This is a genomic window from Candidatus Woesearchaeota archaeon, assembly GCA_020854775.1.
GTDB lineage: Archaea > Nanobdellota > Nanobdellia > Woesearchaeales > 21-14-0-10-32-9 > 21-14-0-10-32-9.
In genome coordinates this window covers 71246-85419 of the sequence record JAHKLZ010000025.1, presented here as the reverse complement: position 1 = coordinate 85419, position 14174 = coordinate 71246, and the positions used below count along the sequence as shown (strand labels likewise).

Genomic DNA, 14174 nt, shown 5'->3' with positions numbered 1-14174 from the left:
CCGCAGAAAATTTGGTTTCCGTTTTCGTTGGTCGGTTAAGAGAAGTTTTTCTGCGAGCCGAAGGCGAGACTATATGTCCGAAGGACGCGACGGCTCCCCCCGTTTAGTTTTAGTAAATTGATATGACGATTGAATATAACATCGGAATTTAACGAAGTCGTTTAAGTTCGGAGCGAAGCGGAGAACATTAAACGATTTGGGAGAGGGGCGAGCCGAGCCCCGAACCGTTAAATTCCTGTTAGCCGAGGGTGAGGAGCGTAGCGACGAAAGCGCAGCGTCCCCAAGCGGAACGAAGTGGAGCGCAGAGTTTTCTTACTGCCGAAGAATCAGATAGGTGCCGTAGTTTTTACTTACTTTAATATCAATTACTGCGTAGCAGACAATATGTCCGTTAGGACGAGAGAGGGGGCTTTTGGTTCTTTTTCTGAAAAAGAACATAGTAATAGTAATATTTATAAATATGTGTTAGCATTTGCTTATTAGGTGGGGAATATGAATACAAAAAACATTACTCTTAAAGTCAATTCAGACTTATATGATAAGTATAGAGAATACTGCAAGAAGAAAGGATTAATAGTTTCTCGTCAATTTGAAATCATGATAGAAAAACAACTTAGAGAGGGGGCGAAATCACAATGACAAAAAATGGATTTTATCAAAGATTAGAAAAGAAATTAAGAGAGGATAAACGCTTTATTGATGAAGGAGATAATTTAATTAAAGGAGAAGTTATTAACAAAGCATATCAATTGGATGAGAAATTAATAGAATTATTAAGTTCAGAGAAAGAGTTTATCGATTTTTTCTTTAAGAAAATCAAAGATTTATATGTTTTTGATATTAACAAATTTGTAGATTCAATGGAAAAAAATCTCCTTGGAAGTTCTTATACTCAATTTTCTCAAAAAATTGGATTAACAATATCAAATAAATTTATGAAGATAAGGGAAGAAGTTGCTCTCGTTTGGCCATTTAAAGATTGTATTTTAGAAGGTGGAATGACTAAAGAAGAAGAGGATAGAAATGAGATATTCTTTAATGAGATTTTAGATAAAGATGAAATTGATAGATTAGAAGATCCAAAAGTTTTAACAAATTTTAATAGATTTACTGCAAAAGGAGAAGAAAAAGTTAAAGATTTTAATAGAGATGGAAAGGGAACCATTAAAGACAATCTGATAATTAAGGGTAACAATCTTTTAACATTACATTCATTAAAAAAAGAATTTAGTGGAAAAATTAAGATAATATATTTAGATCCACCATATAATACGGAACTAGATAGTTTTGCATATAATGATAAGTTTTCCCACTCAACCTGGTTAACTTTTATGAAGAATAGGCTAGAAGTGGCAAAAGAATTGTTAACAGACGATGGGACTATTTTTGTTCATTTGGATTGGCATGAGTCCCATTACTGTAAATTACTCTTAGATGATATCTTTGGAAGGGATCATCTTATTAATGAAATTATTTGGTGTTATACTGGGCCAGGTTCTCCCAAAATGAGGCAATTTAATCGAAAGCATGATACTATTTTATGGTATAGAAAAGGGGATACATGGACATTTAATGGTGAAAAAATAAAGATTAAATCAGAGGTTCATGTTGGCGGCTTTAATAATGAAATGACTTCTGATGTCAGTGAATCTTATACATCAAAAGGAAAAATTCCCGAGGATTGGTGGTATTATAAAAATAAAGATGAGCTTTTGCAAGAGATTGAACAAATCTACAAAGAAAATGAAAATTTTGATAATGATGATTGGTTAAAGATAGCTGTTGCTGCAAGAATACGTTCTGATGGAAGAAAAAGAACTGGTTATTTAACAGAAAAACCCTATAAATTAATGCAGAGAATTATCGAATCATCTTCCAACGAAGGAGATATAGTTTTAGACTTTTTTGCTGGAGCAGGAACAACAGGATATATGGCAAATCAATTAAAAAGGCAATTTATTTTAGTGGAACAACTGGAAAATACTCAAAAAATATTAAAGAAAAGATTTGGAGATATTCCTTATGTGTTTTGCGAACTTTTAAAATGCAATCAAGAAGCTATTGATAAGATCCAAGATGCAAAAAATACAGTGTATCTTCTCAAAATATGGGAAGAAATGTGTGTGAACTATTTCTTAAATTATGATGTTAATATTAAGAAATTTAATGACAATAAAGGAGATTTTGAAAAATTAAGTTTGGCAGAGCAAAAGAAAAAACTTGTTGAGATGTTGGATAAAAATCAACTATATGTCAATTTAACAGAAATTGAAGATTCTCAATATAAAGTTTCAAAAGAAGATAAAGAGTTGAATAAACTTTTTTACAAAGGTAGGTAAAATGGCATCTATTAGTGGTTCATATATTGTAGAATGCGACAGTGAGATGTGGGATAAAGCAATAGAGATGGCCAAAGAAAGGATTAAAACAGAATATAAGAGAGACATTAGGCTTAGCGAATCTGAAAGAATCGAAAAAATTGCCATAGGATATGTTGGAGAATTTATTTTTAAAAAATGGTGTGAAGAAGAAAATATAAAGGGAGAATATTTAGGAGAAAAAATAGCCGGTTCACCAGATCAAGGGGACTTTTTAATAAAAAATATTATAATTGATGTAAAAACGCAAGAAATATTCTATAATCCTCAAGATGACTGGAGATGTGAAGTGACATCTGATCAAATAAAAAGGCCAATCGAAATTTATGTTTTTTCAAAATTATACAATAAAAATGATACTAAAAGACTTTATCTTATTGGCTGGTTGACTAAGGAAAAATTTGTTAAAATTGCTGAATTTAGAGAAACTGGAACTGTATTAAAAGGGAAAAAAGTTCACTATCCGAAGTATGATGTAATAATTAGACAACTTGATGATCTTATTTCGTTGAAAAATAAATTAATTGGTGAGGAAGATTAAGATGGTGGAAAATAAAGTCCTCTATGAAACATATAATATTCTGTCAGAGGAAGGAATTTTGGAAGAGAAATATCCTGAAATGCCACAAGAGATTAGAGAAAATATTAATCCAAAGTTTAATCTTAGAAAGTATCAAAAAGAAGCATTTAGAAGATTTTTCTATTATTATGAAAAAGATGAAAAATGGCCGAAACATATTTTATTTAATATGGCGACTGGTTCTGGAAAAACCCTAATAATGGCTGGGCTAATTCTAAACCTCTATAAAAAAGGTTATAGAAATTTTGTATTTTTTGTTAATTCGAAGAATATAATTGAAAAAACAAAGAAAAATTTTTTAGATGATCTAAATGAAAAATATCTATTTGGTCAAAATATTGAAGTCGATAATGAAAAAGTAAAAATCAAGGAAACAAATGATTTAGTAGCAACATCTAGTAAAAATATTAATATTTTCTTTACAACAATCCAAAAATTTCATGGAGATTTATGTACATTAAAAGAAAATTCATTAACTTTTGAAGATTTTGAAAATAATAAAACGGTTTTTATTGCTGATGAAGCACATCATTTAAATGTATCCACAAAAACACAGGAAGATGAAGAAAAAGAAAACTGGGAAGGAACCGTTATTAAGGCGTTAAATAAAAATTCAAGAAATCTTCTTTTAGAATTTACTGCAACAGTAGAAATAGATAATCAATATGTTCGCAATAAATATAAGGATAAAATATTATATCGTTATGATTTAGAAGAATTTAGAAAAAATGGTTACTCAAAAGAGATAAAATTATTAGAAAGTGATTTTAACAAAAAGGAAAGGATATTGCAGGCAATAATTTTAAATGAATATAGAAGGCAAGTAGCAATCAAAAGCAAAATAAAAGATTTGACAAATTTTAAACCTGTAATATTATTTAAATCGAAAAATACAATTGAAGAAAGTAAAAACAATTTTTTCGAATTTAGAGAAATTATTAATAATCTAAATAACGAAGACATTAAAAAAATTAAAGAGAATAGAAGCAATAATGAATTAATAAAGACAATATTTTCTTTTTTCAAAAGAGAGAATATCTCAGATAATCAATTGATATCACTTCTAAAAAAATCTTTTTCTAAAGAAAAAAGTCTTCTAACAAACGAAGAAGATTTAGATAAAAAAACAATAAAAGAAAAGGATGTTGTTGAAATATTAAATCAGCAGGATGTTTTAAATTCTTTAGAAAATGAAGGTAATAATATAAGGGTGATTTTCACAGTTAATAAATTAACAGAAGGATGGGATGTTTTAAATTTATTTGATATTGTAAGGTTATATACTGGTCAAACAATGGGAGGAACCAATAAGAGAAAACCGGGAAAAACTACGATTCAAGAAGCACAATTAATCGGGAGGGGTGCAAGATATTGCCCATTTAATTTTAAAGAAATGCAAAAAGATAAGAGAAAATTTGATAGTGATTTAGATAATGATTTAAGAATATTAGAAGAAGTTCATTATCATTGTCATCCTGGAGAAAAATCAAGATATATCTCAGAAATAACACAAACACTAAAAAGCCAAGGTTGGTTGGATGAAGGAGATACTGTTAAGAAAAAACTTAAATTAAAGGATAAATTTAAGCAAGAATCGTTATATAAATATGGAAACATTTATGCAAATGACAAATATGAAGTTGATTTTTCAAAAATATGCAACATTGATGAATTAGGTGTTTCTAAAAAAAATATAACCTTTTCTTTAGTCACAGGAAGAGTAAAAGAAGAAACAGCTTTTGAAGAAAAAAAAGAAAATGGCATAGTTAAGACAGAAATTAAAACTTTTTATATACAAGAAATAAATAAATATAGCCCACATTTGATAAAAAAAGCTTTATCAAAAAACAAATTTTTCACTTTTGAAAGTTTAAGTGAATTCTTGCCATCATTGAATTCAATGAATGATTTTATTCAGAATAAAAATTTATTTTCAAATCTAAGGATTGATTTTAATGGAACTAAGCAAAATTTGGAAAACATATCTAATCAAGATTTTTTGGATGCTATTATTAGCCTATTAAATCAATTGGAAGAAGAAATAAAACAAAATTCATCAATTTATAAAGGATCCCATAAATTCTATCCAAAATATAAAATTAAGGAAACTATTCGAGAAAAAACATTAGAAATAAAGAAGGGAAGTTCAAGAGAGCAAGGACAAGAAGAATTTTTGAAGGATAAAGATTGGTATGTTTTTGAATCTAACTTTGGAACCCCTGAAGAAAAAAGTTTAGTAGAGTTTATGGATACTAAAATAAGGCAATTATCTAAAACACACAAAAATATATTTTTGATTAGAAATGAACGAGAAGTTAAGCTTTATGATTTTAAAAAAGGTAGGGTTTTTGAACCAGATTTTATTTTATTCTTAACAGAGAATAATACAAAAAAAGAAGTAGGGTATCAGATATTTGTTGAACCAAAAGGAGAGGGCTTTAAAGAAAAAGATGCTTGGAAAGAAGAATTTTTATTAGATATGAGAAAAAAATTCAAAATAGAAGGTTTAGATAGTTACTACGAAAATAAAGATTTTAAGATAATTGGATTGCCATTTTATAATCAGAATGATCCGAATGTTTTTGGAGATAGAATGGAAGAAGATTTAAAGATTCAGAAATAATTTGAGTTTTCCTCACCTCCTTGTTTATTAACTTTCGACTGTAGGGAGTGTATATGTGCGTAGCACCAGCCCCCTCTCTCGTCCGTTTAAAGTAAGTAAAAATTTGGACGGAATGAAATGTAGTCGTTAAATCATTGTTAGGTTTAGTAGCTTTGCTATTGAAAAACCGTTTTCTCTTTCTCGATTTAACGAAGGCACCTATCTTTTTGGATTCGTAGGTTTACCGACGGAGGAGGCAGTAAGAAAATTTTGGCTAACATCTATTATGTCTACTTTGTAGAGCTGAATAGATGTTAGTGGGTGTTGTTTAAGGTTTTGTTTTAATTAAATTAAGCTTTGATTTAATCGTTTTTTCCGGTTTCTGGGGTTTTTTTTTGTTTTATTTTTCCGGATTTTTGGTGAGAGTCATTTTTAAGATGTTTGTTTTTCTTTTGTTCTAAAATGAATTATACTTTTGGCGAGGATTATTTTGAAACAAAAAAGAAATATTTGTCTGATCTTAGGGATGTCTGCGTCTTGAAAGGATTTAGTTCTCAAACTATTAAGACGTACAGTTTTTGTGTTTCGCGTTTCTTAGATTTCATCAACAAAAACAAAAGTTCACTTAATCTTGACAATGAGGGTGTTAAGTATTATTTGCTTAGTTTGGATGTTTCTACTAATTCCAGTCGTTTGCATTACGCTTCGATTAGTTTCTTTTTTCGCGAAGTTTTGAAAAAACCTTTTTCTTTGGAAGAGGTTCCTATAAAAAAGAAAGCTAAGAGTTTGCCGAAGGTTTTGTCTAAGGAGCAAATTAAGGATTTGATTAACGCTACGGATAACATTAAACATAAGTTGTTGGTGAAAATGCTTTATTCTTCTGGATTAAGGTTGCAGGAGTTGATTGATTTGAAGCGTAAAAATATTGATTTTGATCGTGACATTATTAATGTTGTTCGTGGTAAGGGTTCTAAGGATAGGATTACTTTGCTTTCCGAATCTATCAAAATGGATTTGTTAAAATATTATTCTACTTACGAATTCAAAACAAATTATGTTTTTGAAGGTCGTAATGGAAAATACACGAAGAAGGCTGTTCAGAAGGTTCTTGATGAGTTGGGTAAAAAAATAGGTGTTAAGGTTCATCCGCATATGCTTCGTCATAGTTTTGCTACACATTTATTGGAACAAGGTACAGATATTAGGTTTATTCAGAAATTGTTAGGTCATAGCGATGTTTCTACTACTGAGATTTATACTAAGGTTTCTAATCGTGAGCTTTGTAAGATTAAGAGTCCTCTTGATGATTTTTAGTTATTATTCATTTTTTTTTTTTTGAGTGGCTCGTTTAAATTCGTGAAGAAAAATAAGATTGTGTAAATCAAAGTTTTTATTTTTGTTTATTTTTGTTTAGGCTGATTTTTGCTAGTACTTGGTTGTGCATGTTTTTTAGGAATGTTTGTTTGTCTTCCATTTTCATGATGTCTGTGTAGCCCATGCTTATTAGGTTGAATGCGAATGGGCTTGGTATTTCTGTGTGGATTTCTTTTATTTCTATTTTTTGGTTTTCTATTTCTTTTAGTATTTGTTCTGCGTGTTTTATGTCCATTAAGTCTTCTAGTACTTCGCGTCTTGCTTCTCTTAATATTATGAAGTCGTTGCTTATTCTTTTTACTGCGCTTATTAATAATCGGGAGTTTAGTTGTTGTCTTGATACGCTTTTATTTCTTCCTCTGTAGTTTCTTAGTATCATTAATGAGCGAGCCGCGCAGTGTCTGAATCTTCTTCCTAGTACTTCTGTTTTGTCTAGTGCGTGTTTCATTATGTCTCGTAAGTTGTCTTCTTTTAGCATTGAGAATGCTCTTGATACTTGTATGTTTCTGCTTCTTGGAACTAATAAGTAGAATCCGTTATCTGTTATGTTTATTTCTACGTCTTTACCCGTCATTTTGCTTACTACGAATCCTAGGGCTCTGCTTAACACGTCGTTTGTTCTTCTTCCGTATAATGTGTGGAATATTATGTATTTGTTTTTTGCGTCGTCGTAGTGTTCCACCACGATTTTTTTGTCATGTGGTATCTCTGCATAGTTGTATTGTTCCCATAAGTATTCGTAGATGCTTTCCGCGCCGTATTCATCTACGTATAAATAATCGTGTATGAATTGCATTATTTCTTCTTTTTTTGTTTTTGACGCAAAAAGTTCTTCTAGGTATCTTCTAAATTTTTGTATCTCCATTGCTAAGTCAAAGCTTAAAGGTAGCATCTCTGAGAACCAACTAGGAACTGTTGGAGGCCTATTTATGCTTGTGCTTACGAAAGCAGTCATTCCTTGTGCGTACTTGTATTCATATGTTTGTCCGCCTAATACGAATACGTCTCCTCTTTTTAATCTTTCAAGGAATGGCTCGGCTATGCTTCCTATGAATTGTTTTCCTATTTTTACTTTCACGTTTGTTTCATCAGGTATGGTTCCTACGTTAGTCATGTATAGTACGCGGGCTAATTTTCCTTTTTTTCCCATTTCGCCTGTTTCTTCATCGTACCAAATCTTTGCGTAAACGTTTCTATCTTCTAATGACGCGTATTCGCCTGACAAATACTTTATTACTTCTTGGAAGTCTTCTCGCTTAAGATCTTTGTAAGAATAACTCTTTTTTATTATTGCGTATGCGTCTTTTACTTTTATTCTGTCTTCTAGTGCTAATCCAAATAATTGTTGGGCTAACACGTCGTAAACATTTCTTGGAACTTGTATTTTGTCTATTTTTTTATCAATAGCTGCTTTTAATAAAACTGAACACTCAACTAAGTCATCTCGGTCCATCGCGACTATTCTTCCTTTTGATTCATCATCTAATTTGTGTCCTGATCGGCCTATTCTTTGCAAAGCGCGAGCCACACTCTTAGGACTTCCCATTAGTATTACTAAGTCTATGTATCCTATGTCTATTCCTAGCTCTAAGGAAGTTGAAGAAACTACAGCTTTTAATTCTCCATTTTTTAATCGGTTCTCTATGTTTAATCTTAATTCTTGACTTAATGAGCCGTGATGCGCGCCTATGTAAGAAGTGTCTTTTCTTATTTCTTCTGAGTCTCCATTTTCGTAATCTTCTTTTTCTTCTATTGGTTCTGCTTCTACTTCTTTTATTTTCATGTAAGTATCAGGATATTTATCTTTTAATTGGTGAACTACGCGTTCAGTCGCGCTCCTGGTATTTGTAAAAATAAGAGTGGTTCTATGATTTTGTATTAAGTCGTTCATTATTCTATAAGTAGAATTGTGTATTTCTTGAAAAGAAGAATTAATTAAGCTCTTAACTGGGCTGAGAACTTTTAAGTCTAATTTTTTTAAGTAATTAACATCTATTATTTTGCAAGGCCTATTAATGTCTTTATCAGGGTCTTCGTATCCAACTAAGAACTTTGCGACTTCATCTAGTGGGGAAACAGTGGCGCTTAATCCTATTCTGCAGAACTCGTTCGTCGCGGCCATTCTTTCTAAGCTTATGCTTAGATGTGTTCCTCTTTTATTATCTGCTAAAGAATGAACTTCATCTACTATTACCCATTCAGCGCTTGCTAATTTTTCTCTGAACTTAGTAGTTGTAAGCATAATCGCGAAAGACTCAGGCGTAGTAATTAATATGTGAGGTGGTTTTCTTAGCATTTTTGCTTTGTCCGCGGCGCTAGTATCTCCTGTTCTCACTCCTACTCTTATGCCTAATTTCTTTTTTGTTTTTTCTTCGAATATAGTATTTATTTGTTTTAAAGGGTCATTAAGATTTTTTTCTATGTCGTTACCAAGTGCTTTTAGTGGACTTATGTATATGCAGTACACTTTATCTTCTAATTTATGATTTAATATTAAAGAGGTTAACTCGTTTATTATCGCGGCGAACGCGCTCAGTGTTTTTCCTGAACCCGTAGGGCTTGATACTAACGTGTTTTCTCTATTATGTATGTTCATTATTGAATATTTTTGTGGGGGTGAAAATTCTTTGAAAGTATTTGTCCACCACTTCTTCATTAGTGGATTGAACAAGTTTAGGATTTCTTCATCTTTGTACTTCTTTGTTTGGGTAATTATTTTGTTGCTCATTTTTTTTAAATAGGATTTTTTAGAATGAGGCTCCTACATATAAAGGAATTAAGAGGATTTTAAAAACATTACCTAGAATTGACTAGTGGTTTTTTTTTCTTTTCGTCGAGTTCTCGGAAATTTGTTGGTTTCTTTTATTTGTTCTCGGAAATCTTTCGAAATTTTATGAGTGAGGCTTTTTAACAAGTTCGAATCATATTAACTGGATAGATATATGAGTGTTTTAACTAATGATGATTGGGAAAACATAATTTCAAAGGATTCAGTTATGCTTAGTGCTTTAAAATATGGTTCATCTACAAAAAAACTTGAAAAAGCAAGAGATATAGATTTATTCATAATATATGATAAACCTCCTAAAGAAAAAACAATTAATTATAGGAATAAACAATTATTTGATATAAATCAAGTATCATTGCAAGAGGTGTATTGTAAAGTACAGCTGTGGGATATTGATTTTACGGAACCAATACTTACAGGTTACACAATAAAAGGAAATAGAGAAATTGAACAATACTCAAAAAATTATTTGTTAAATAACAAACCAAATAGTACGGCTATAGATTATATAAAGAAAAGAAGTGTAGAAAGTCTGATTCAAACAGAGCAATTGATAGTTCAAATAAAATATGAATTATTATTAGAAAAAGTAAATAATGATATAAACTTTGAAGAAATAAAAAGAACAATTTTAAAACAACAAGAACCAAATATCAAATCTTCTAATTTTGATAAAGCAATAAATCAGTTGAATTACGCTTTGAGTTATTATGCTTCTGCAAAAAGATACGAAAAAAAACAAGCGCCTATAATATTTAATGATTTAATTAATTGTCCTAGATCTAAGGCTGAAGAATTACTATTTGAAACGAGAAATTATCAAAAACAAGATGTGCAAAAAAATTTTGGAGATTTTGTTAATTATTACAAAAAAGCTGAAAACATAATTAAAAGGTAAAAAAATGACTGGGAGTATTAATACGAATATTAACGTACAAGTGCAACCAAATTTTGGTTTAACAAATCCTCAACCTTTAATGCACAGAAATGATTATTACGATAATATAAATAAAAACTTACATGATAGTTTAGATTCTGCTTTTAAAAACAAACTAGAAAGAGCATCAGGTTCGATAGCTTCAAATTTTTCAGAACCTAGTTATCGGGAAGTAACAAATAATTTTCAATTTAATTTAAACAAACCAGATCCTGTAGTGCCTCAAACTTCGGCTAGTATGAATTCAGATTTTTTATGGAATGATATAGTTTCTGAAAAAAAATCTTTAACAGATTTTATACCTAAACCTTTAGAGTTTGATACAATAATAAAAACTGCAAGTTATGAAAAAATTCTAGGTGTACAATCAGGCTCATTACAAACAAAATTGTTTGATTTACAAAATGGACCTGAATTAAAATCACCTAAAGTAGAAGATTATTTACTTACTAGTTTTGCTAAGAAATTAGAGGATGTATCTTCATCTATTGATTCAGAATTTAAATTGCCGAGCTACATTGATACGGTGAATCAATTAGATTCAGTTAATAATTTTACACCTATGTTAAATTTAGATTTTGATAAACCAGAAAAGAAGTTTGATTATTTTAATTTAGGCGATTATAGGCCTAATGTTGATTTTGATTTGTTGAATAAAAGTGGATTTGATGCTCTTAATAATCTTAATTCTTGGAAGAGTGTTAATAATTTTAGTGTGAATAATTATTTGTTTGAGAAAGATGAGCCTTTAAGTAAGTATAAGAGTGTTTTTGATGATTTGAATAAGCCGAAGTCTGTTAATGATTATTCTGGTTTAAATTATATAAATGATGATTATGTTTTGAAGAATATTGGTATTAATTTCAAACCTAAACTAAAAATGCCTGATTACACAACAAACTTTTTAAATAATGAAGATAATAATTTATCTGGTTTTAATCCTAATTTAACAATTAGAGATTTTCCTGTATCAGGTGTTCAATTACATATGCATGAAGGTCCTGGTGGGACAGCACATTGGAGGTCTTATGATAGAAAAGATAAAATTCCAATTAATGGTTATGATGCCGCCATGGCTGATTTAATGCTGCCTGATTACATTAAAAAAATATTGAAATAAAATGGAAGATAAAGAAATAATGGATTTAAAAAAAGAACTTATTTTAGTTTTTTCTTCTTTTATTAATAATCCTAATAGTGATGAAATTAAAGAAAAAGCAAAAAAGATAGATGAGCAATATTCAGGTTTACTTAGTTATTCTCAACTTTCATCTAATGAAATATTGTCAAAAATCATGTTGGAAGCTTTAGGAAATGTTTCTTTAATATGTGAATATGGTATGTATGATGAAGATCATATTGCTTTTTCAAAAAAGAAAATTGAAAGCAGGATTAAGAAAATTTTAAAAACATTAAAAGAAGATTATATGTGAAAATTTTCGAAATAGAATTTATAAATGCGTTAATCGAATTTTATTCTTCTAAATCTTCTAGTTTTCCAAAGTCATATGTTTGATTTTCTTCTATTATTATTACTTTGAATTTTTTTAATTCCTTATTTCCTTTAAGATAAGGACTTAACGGTTTTTGATTTAAGATGTCTGATCCTTCACTTGATGGATTCATAGCGGGCATAACTACTAATTCTTTATCTTCGTATTTTCCTATCAAGAAGCATCTATATTTTTCTGTTCTTACACCTTCTCTCAGAGTCACCGCGGGGTGTTCATGACCTATGATTATTGTTTTGCTTTTTTTGTAATCATTATTCTTTATTATTTTGTCTCCGTGACACACGAACAAATTATTTATTAAATAATGATTAACCATTTGTATTCCTTGTTTTTCTGCTAATGGTTTTAGTATTGAGTCGTGATTTCCTTTAATGAGTATTACTTCGCTTTTTCTTTGTAAATAATCAATGTATTCTTTTACGCGTTTCCATTCTTCTCGTAGTATTCCTGAAAACTCGTGTTTTATGTCTCCGTTCAGAATTATTATTTTTGGTTTTGTTTTTCTTATTATTTGTTGTGTTTCTTTAAACAAGTCATCGTATTGAAACCTAGGTACTAAGAATCCGTTAGCATTCATTGATTCATCTTGTCCTATGTGTAGATCTGATAAAATAAGTATTTTCTTGTTTGTTATAAACAAGGATTTTCCTATTATTTCCAAATCTTTTTTTAATTTCATATTAAGTAGTGTTTCTTTACGAGTTTTATATTTTTGTTTTATAACTAATAAGAAAAAAAGTTATTAAATAAAAAAATAAAAAAATTATTTACAATCCTATGAATGTTAGTAATTCAAACACTAAGAATGCTGGCCAAACTAATGCTTTTAATATTCCTAGTACGCCTGCCCAGAAACCTGTGGCTTGTGACACGTAATATATAGCTGCGCCTAAGAATCCTAGAAAATAAAATGCTCCTCCGCATCCATTACTAGTTGTGCATGTTACGTGTTTGTTCCAATTAATATTTTTACATTCTTTTTTTATGTCATCATCATAACTAAGATTTATGTTGATTTCTTTTTTTCCTTTGCTTGATTTCTTTTTTGCCATTTGTTCACCTCAAATTTTTTTTGGATTGTTTATTTATAATTTTTATTTAGGTAAAATAGTTTTTTTTTAGAAGGATATGTGTTGTTCATATTTTGAATGATGCTCTGCTTCTTTTTCTTTGAATGTCAGGATCTGATTCTAGTTCTTGTATTCTTTCTCTTAAGAAAATTATTGTTCTTTGATTATCTTGATGATTCATTATTTCTCCGCATTCTGGGCATTTAAAGTTGAATCCTACTGCTTTATCAAAGTCCATTCTTGCGCACGCGCTTCTGCACATGTAGAATTGATTTCTTTCTTCTCTTTCTAATCTTTCTGTTAATTTATCGAGTTGTTCTTCTTTTATTTTTTCATTTAGATAAGGAAGCATGTCTTCGTTTAAGTCCCAGTAACAAATGTACCATCCTTTTATTTTGTCTTTTTTTCTAATGAATGAAACTATGTTATGATCTAATAATTTGTAAAGTAAGAATCTTGTTTTATGTATCTCTATTTCTAATTCCTCAGCGATTACGAATTCGGAGATACGAGTTTTTCCTTTTAGATAATTTACTATTGGTAAAGCGTCTTCAGATACTAGTTCAACCACGACTTTTTTTAGTAAGTTCTCGTTTTTTTTGTTCATTTTTCTCTTGTTTTCTGCTTTTTTGTCGCTAAGCCTCTTTTATTTAAAGGACGGGATTGTTGGATTAAAAGGTCTAAAGTAATTTTTACCTTTGAATCTTAACGTTCTTGCTTAGAAAAAAGACCTTTGGGATCTTTTCACTGTTATCCTTTATTGGTTATCGCATACCTCTAGGTTCCTGCCTTTATGAATATATAAAGTTTTTGTTTGGTTATCCGTGATTTTTTCGGTTAACTCATTTCTGGCTCGTATTTTTAACGTGCTTCTTTAAGCACGAAATGTAAAGCAGACTATTACAGTAATGAAGAACATATTAAAAACTTT

12 protein-coding genes are annotated in these 14174 nt (G+C 29.8%); 8 read left to right on the top strand and 4 right to left on the bottom strand.

The window, feature by feature from the left end:
* Window positions 1-492 precede the first annotated feature (492 nt).
* The 5 genes from KO361_04990 to KO361_04970 all read left to right on the top strand — a co-directional run bounded on the left by KO361_04990 (window position 493) and on the right by KO361_04970 (window position 6874).
* Window positions 493-639, top strand: coding sequence for a hypothetical protein (locus tag KO361_04990; protein ID MCC7574921.1), 147 nt, complete (start codon window positions 493-495; stop codon window positions 637-639).
* Window positions 636-2339, top strand: coding sequence for a DNA methylase (locus tag KO361_04985; GenBank protein ID MCC7574920.1), 1704 nt, complete (start codon window positions 636-638; stop codon window positions 2337-2339). The genes KO361_04990 and KO361_04985 overlap by 4 nt, the downstream gene beginning before the upstream one ends.
* 1 nt (window position 2340) lies before the next feature.
* Window positions 2341-2919: a hypothetical protein gene (locus KO361_04980; protein MCC7574919.1), complete on the top strand. Its 579-nt coding sequence runs from the start codon at window positions 2341-2343 to the stop codon at window positions 2917-2919.
* A gap of 1 nt (window position 2920) precedes the next feature.
* Complete coding sequence (locus KO361_04975) at window positions 2921-5581, top strand: DEAD/DEAH box helicase family protein (GenBank protein MCC7574918.1); 2661 nt, start codon at window positions 2921-2923, stop codon at window positions 5579-5581.
* A gap of 441 nt (window positions 5582-6022) precedes the next feature.
* Window positions 6023-6874 (top strand): tyrosine-type recombinase/integrase, encoded by an 852-nt coding sequence (locus tag KO361_04970; protein MCC7574917.1) that lies wholly within the window; start codon window positions 6023-6025, stop codon window positions 6872-6874.
* A 76-nt stretch (window positions 6875-6950) separates the two neighbouring features.
* Here the strand turns inward: KO361_04970 and KO361_04965 are convergent, their stop codons facing one another.
* On the bottom strand, window positions 6951-9662 hold the full coding sequence (locus tag KO361_04965; GenBank protein ID MCC7574916.1) for a DEAD/DEAH box helicase: 2712 nt from the start codon (window positions 9660-9662) through the stop codon (window positions 6951-6953).
* A 214-nt stretch (window positions 9663-9876) separates the two neighbouring features.
* Here KO361_04965 and KO361_04960 point away from each other — a divergent pair, with 214 nt between their 5' ends.
* Genes KO361_04960 through KO361_04950 form a run of 3 tightly spaced genes read left to right on the top strand, consistent with a single transcriptional unit; the run spans window position 9877 to window position 12092 of the window.
* The gene (locus KO361_04960; GenBank protein ID MCC7574915.1) at window positions 9877-10620 is read left to right on the top strand and encodes a hypothetical protein; all 744 of its coding nucleotides are present in this window, start codon (window positions 9877-9879) and stop codon (window positions 10618-10620) included.
* A gap of 4 nt (window positions 10621-10624) precedes the next feature.
* Window positions 10625-11779 carry a hypothetical protein gene (locus tag KO361_04955; protein ID MCC7574914.1) on the top strand — a complete coding sequence of 385 codons (1155 nt, stop codon included), beginning with the start codon at window positions 10625-10627 and terminating at the stop codon, window positions 11777-11779.
* Window position 11780: 1 nt separating this feature from the next.
* Complete coding sequence (locus KO361_04950; protein ID MCC7574913.1) at window positions 11781-12092, top strand: hypothetical protein; 312 nt, start codon at window positions 11781-11783, stop codon at window positions 12090-12092.
* Between the two features lie 40 nt (window positions 12093-12132).
* Here KO361_04950 and KO361_04945 read toward each other — a convergent pair whose 3' ends face one another.
* From KO361_04945 to KO361_04935, 3 genes are all read right to left on the bottom strand, one after another.
* Window positions 12133-12852: a metallophosphoesterase gene (locus KO361_04945; protein MCC7574912.1), complete on the bottom strand. Its 720-nt coding sequence runs from the start codon at window positions 12850-12852 to the stop codon at window positions 12133-12135.
* An 88-nt stretch (window positions 12853-12940) separates the two neighbouring features.
* On the bottom strand, window positions 12941-13138 hold the full coding sequence (locus tag KO361_04940) for a hypothetical protein (protein ID MCC7574911.1): 198 nt from the start codon (window positions 13136-13138) through the stop codon (window positions 12941-12943).
* Between the two features lie 172 nt (window positions 13139-13310).
* The gene (locus KO361_04935; GenBank protein ID MCC7574910.1) at window positions 13311-13850 is read right to left on the bottom strand and encodes a hypothetical protein; all 540 of its coding nucleotides are present in this window, start codon (window positions 13848-13850) and stop codon (window positions 13311-13313) included.
* Window positions 13851-14174: the final 324 nt, after the last annotated feature.

Excerpts from the sequence above, each read along its gene's own strand:
- KO361_04935 (MCC7574910.1), bottom strand. The coding sequence starts at position 13,850 with ATGAACAAAAAAAACGAGAACTTACTAAAAAAAGTCGTGGTTGAACTA.
- KO361_04945 (MCC7574912.1), bottom strand. The coding sequence starts at position 12,852 with ATGAAATTAAAAAAAGATTTGGAAATAATAGGAAAATCCTTGTTTATA.
- KO361_04955 (MCC7574914.1), top strand. The coding sequence starts at position 10,625 with ATGACTGGGAGTATTAATACGAATATTAACGTACAAGTGCAACCAAAT.
- KO361_04950 (MCC7574913.1), top strand. The coding sequence starts at position 11,781 with ATGGAAGATAAAGAAATAATGGATTTAAAAAAAGAACTTATTTTAGTT.
- KO361_04980 (MCC7574919.1), top strand. The coding sequence starts at position 2,341 with ATGGCATCTATTAGTGGTTCATATATTGTAGAATGCGACAGTGAGATG.
- KO361_04960 (MCC7574915.1), top strand. The coding sequence starts at position 9,877 with ATGAGTGTTTTAACTAATGATGATTGGGAAAACATAATTTCAAAGGAT.
- KO361_04965 (MCC7574916.1), bottom strand. The coding sequence starts at position 9,662 with ATGAGCAACAAAATAATTACCCAAACAAAGAAGTACAAAGATGAAGAA.
- KO361_04990 (MCC7574921.1), top strand. The coding sequence starts at position 493 with ATGAATACAAAAAACATTACTCTTAAAGTCAATTCAGACTTATATGAT.
- KO361_04985 (MCC7574920.1), top strand. The coding sequence starts at position 636 with ATGACAAAAAATGGATTTTATCAAAGATTAGAAAAGAAATTAAGAGAG.
- KO361_04970 (MCC7574917.1), top strand. The coding sequence starts at position 6,023 with ATGAATTATACTTTTGGCGAGGATTATTTTGAAACAAAAAAGAAATAT.
- KO361_04975 (MCC7574918.1), top strand. The coding sequence starts at position 2,921 with ATGGTGGAAAATAAAGTCCTCTATGAAACATATAATATTCTGTCAGAG.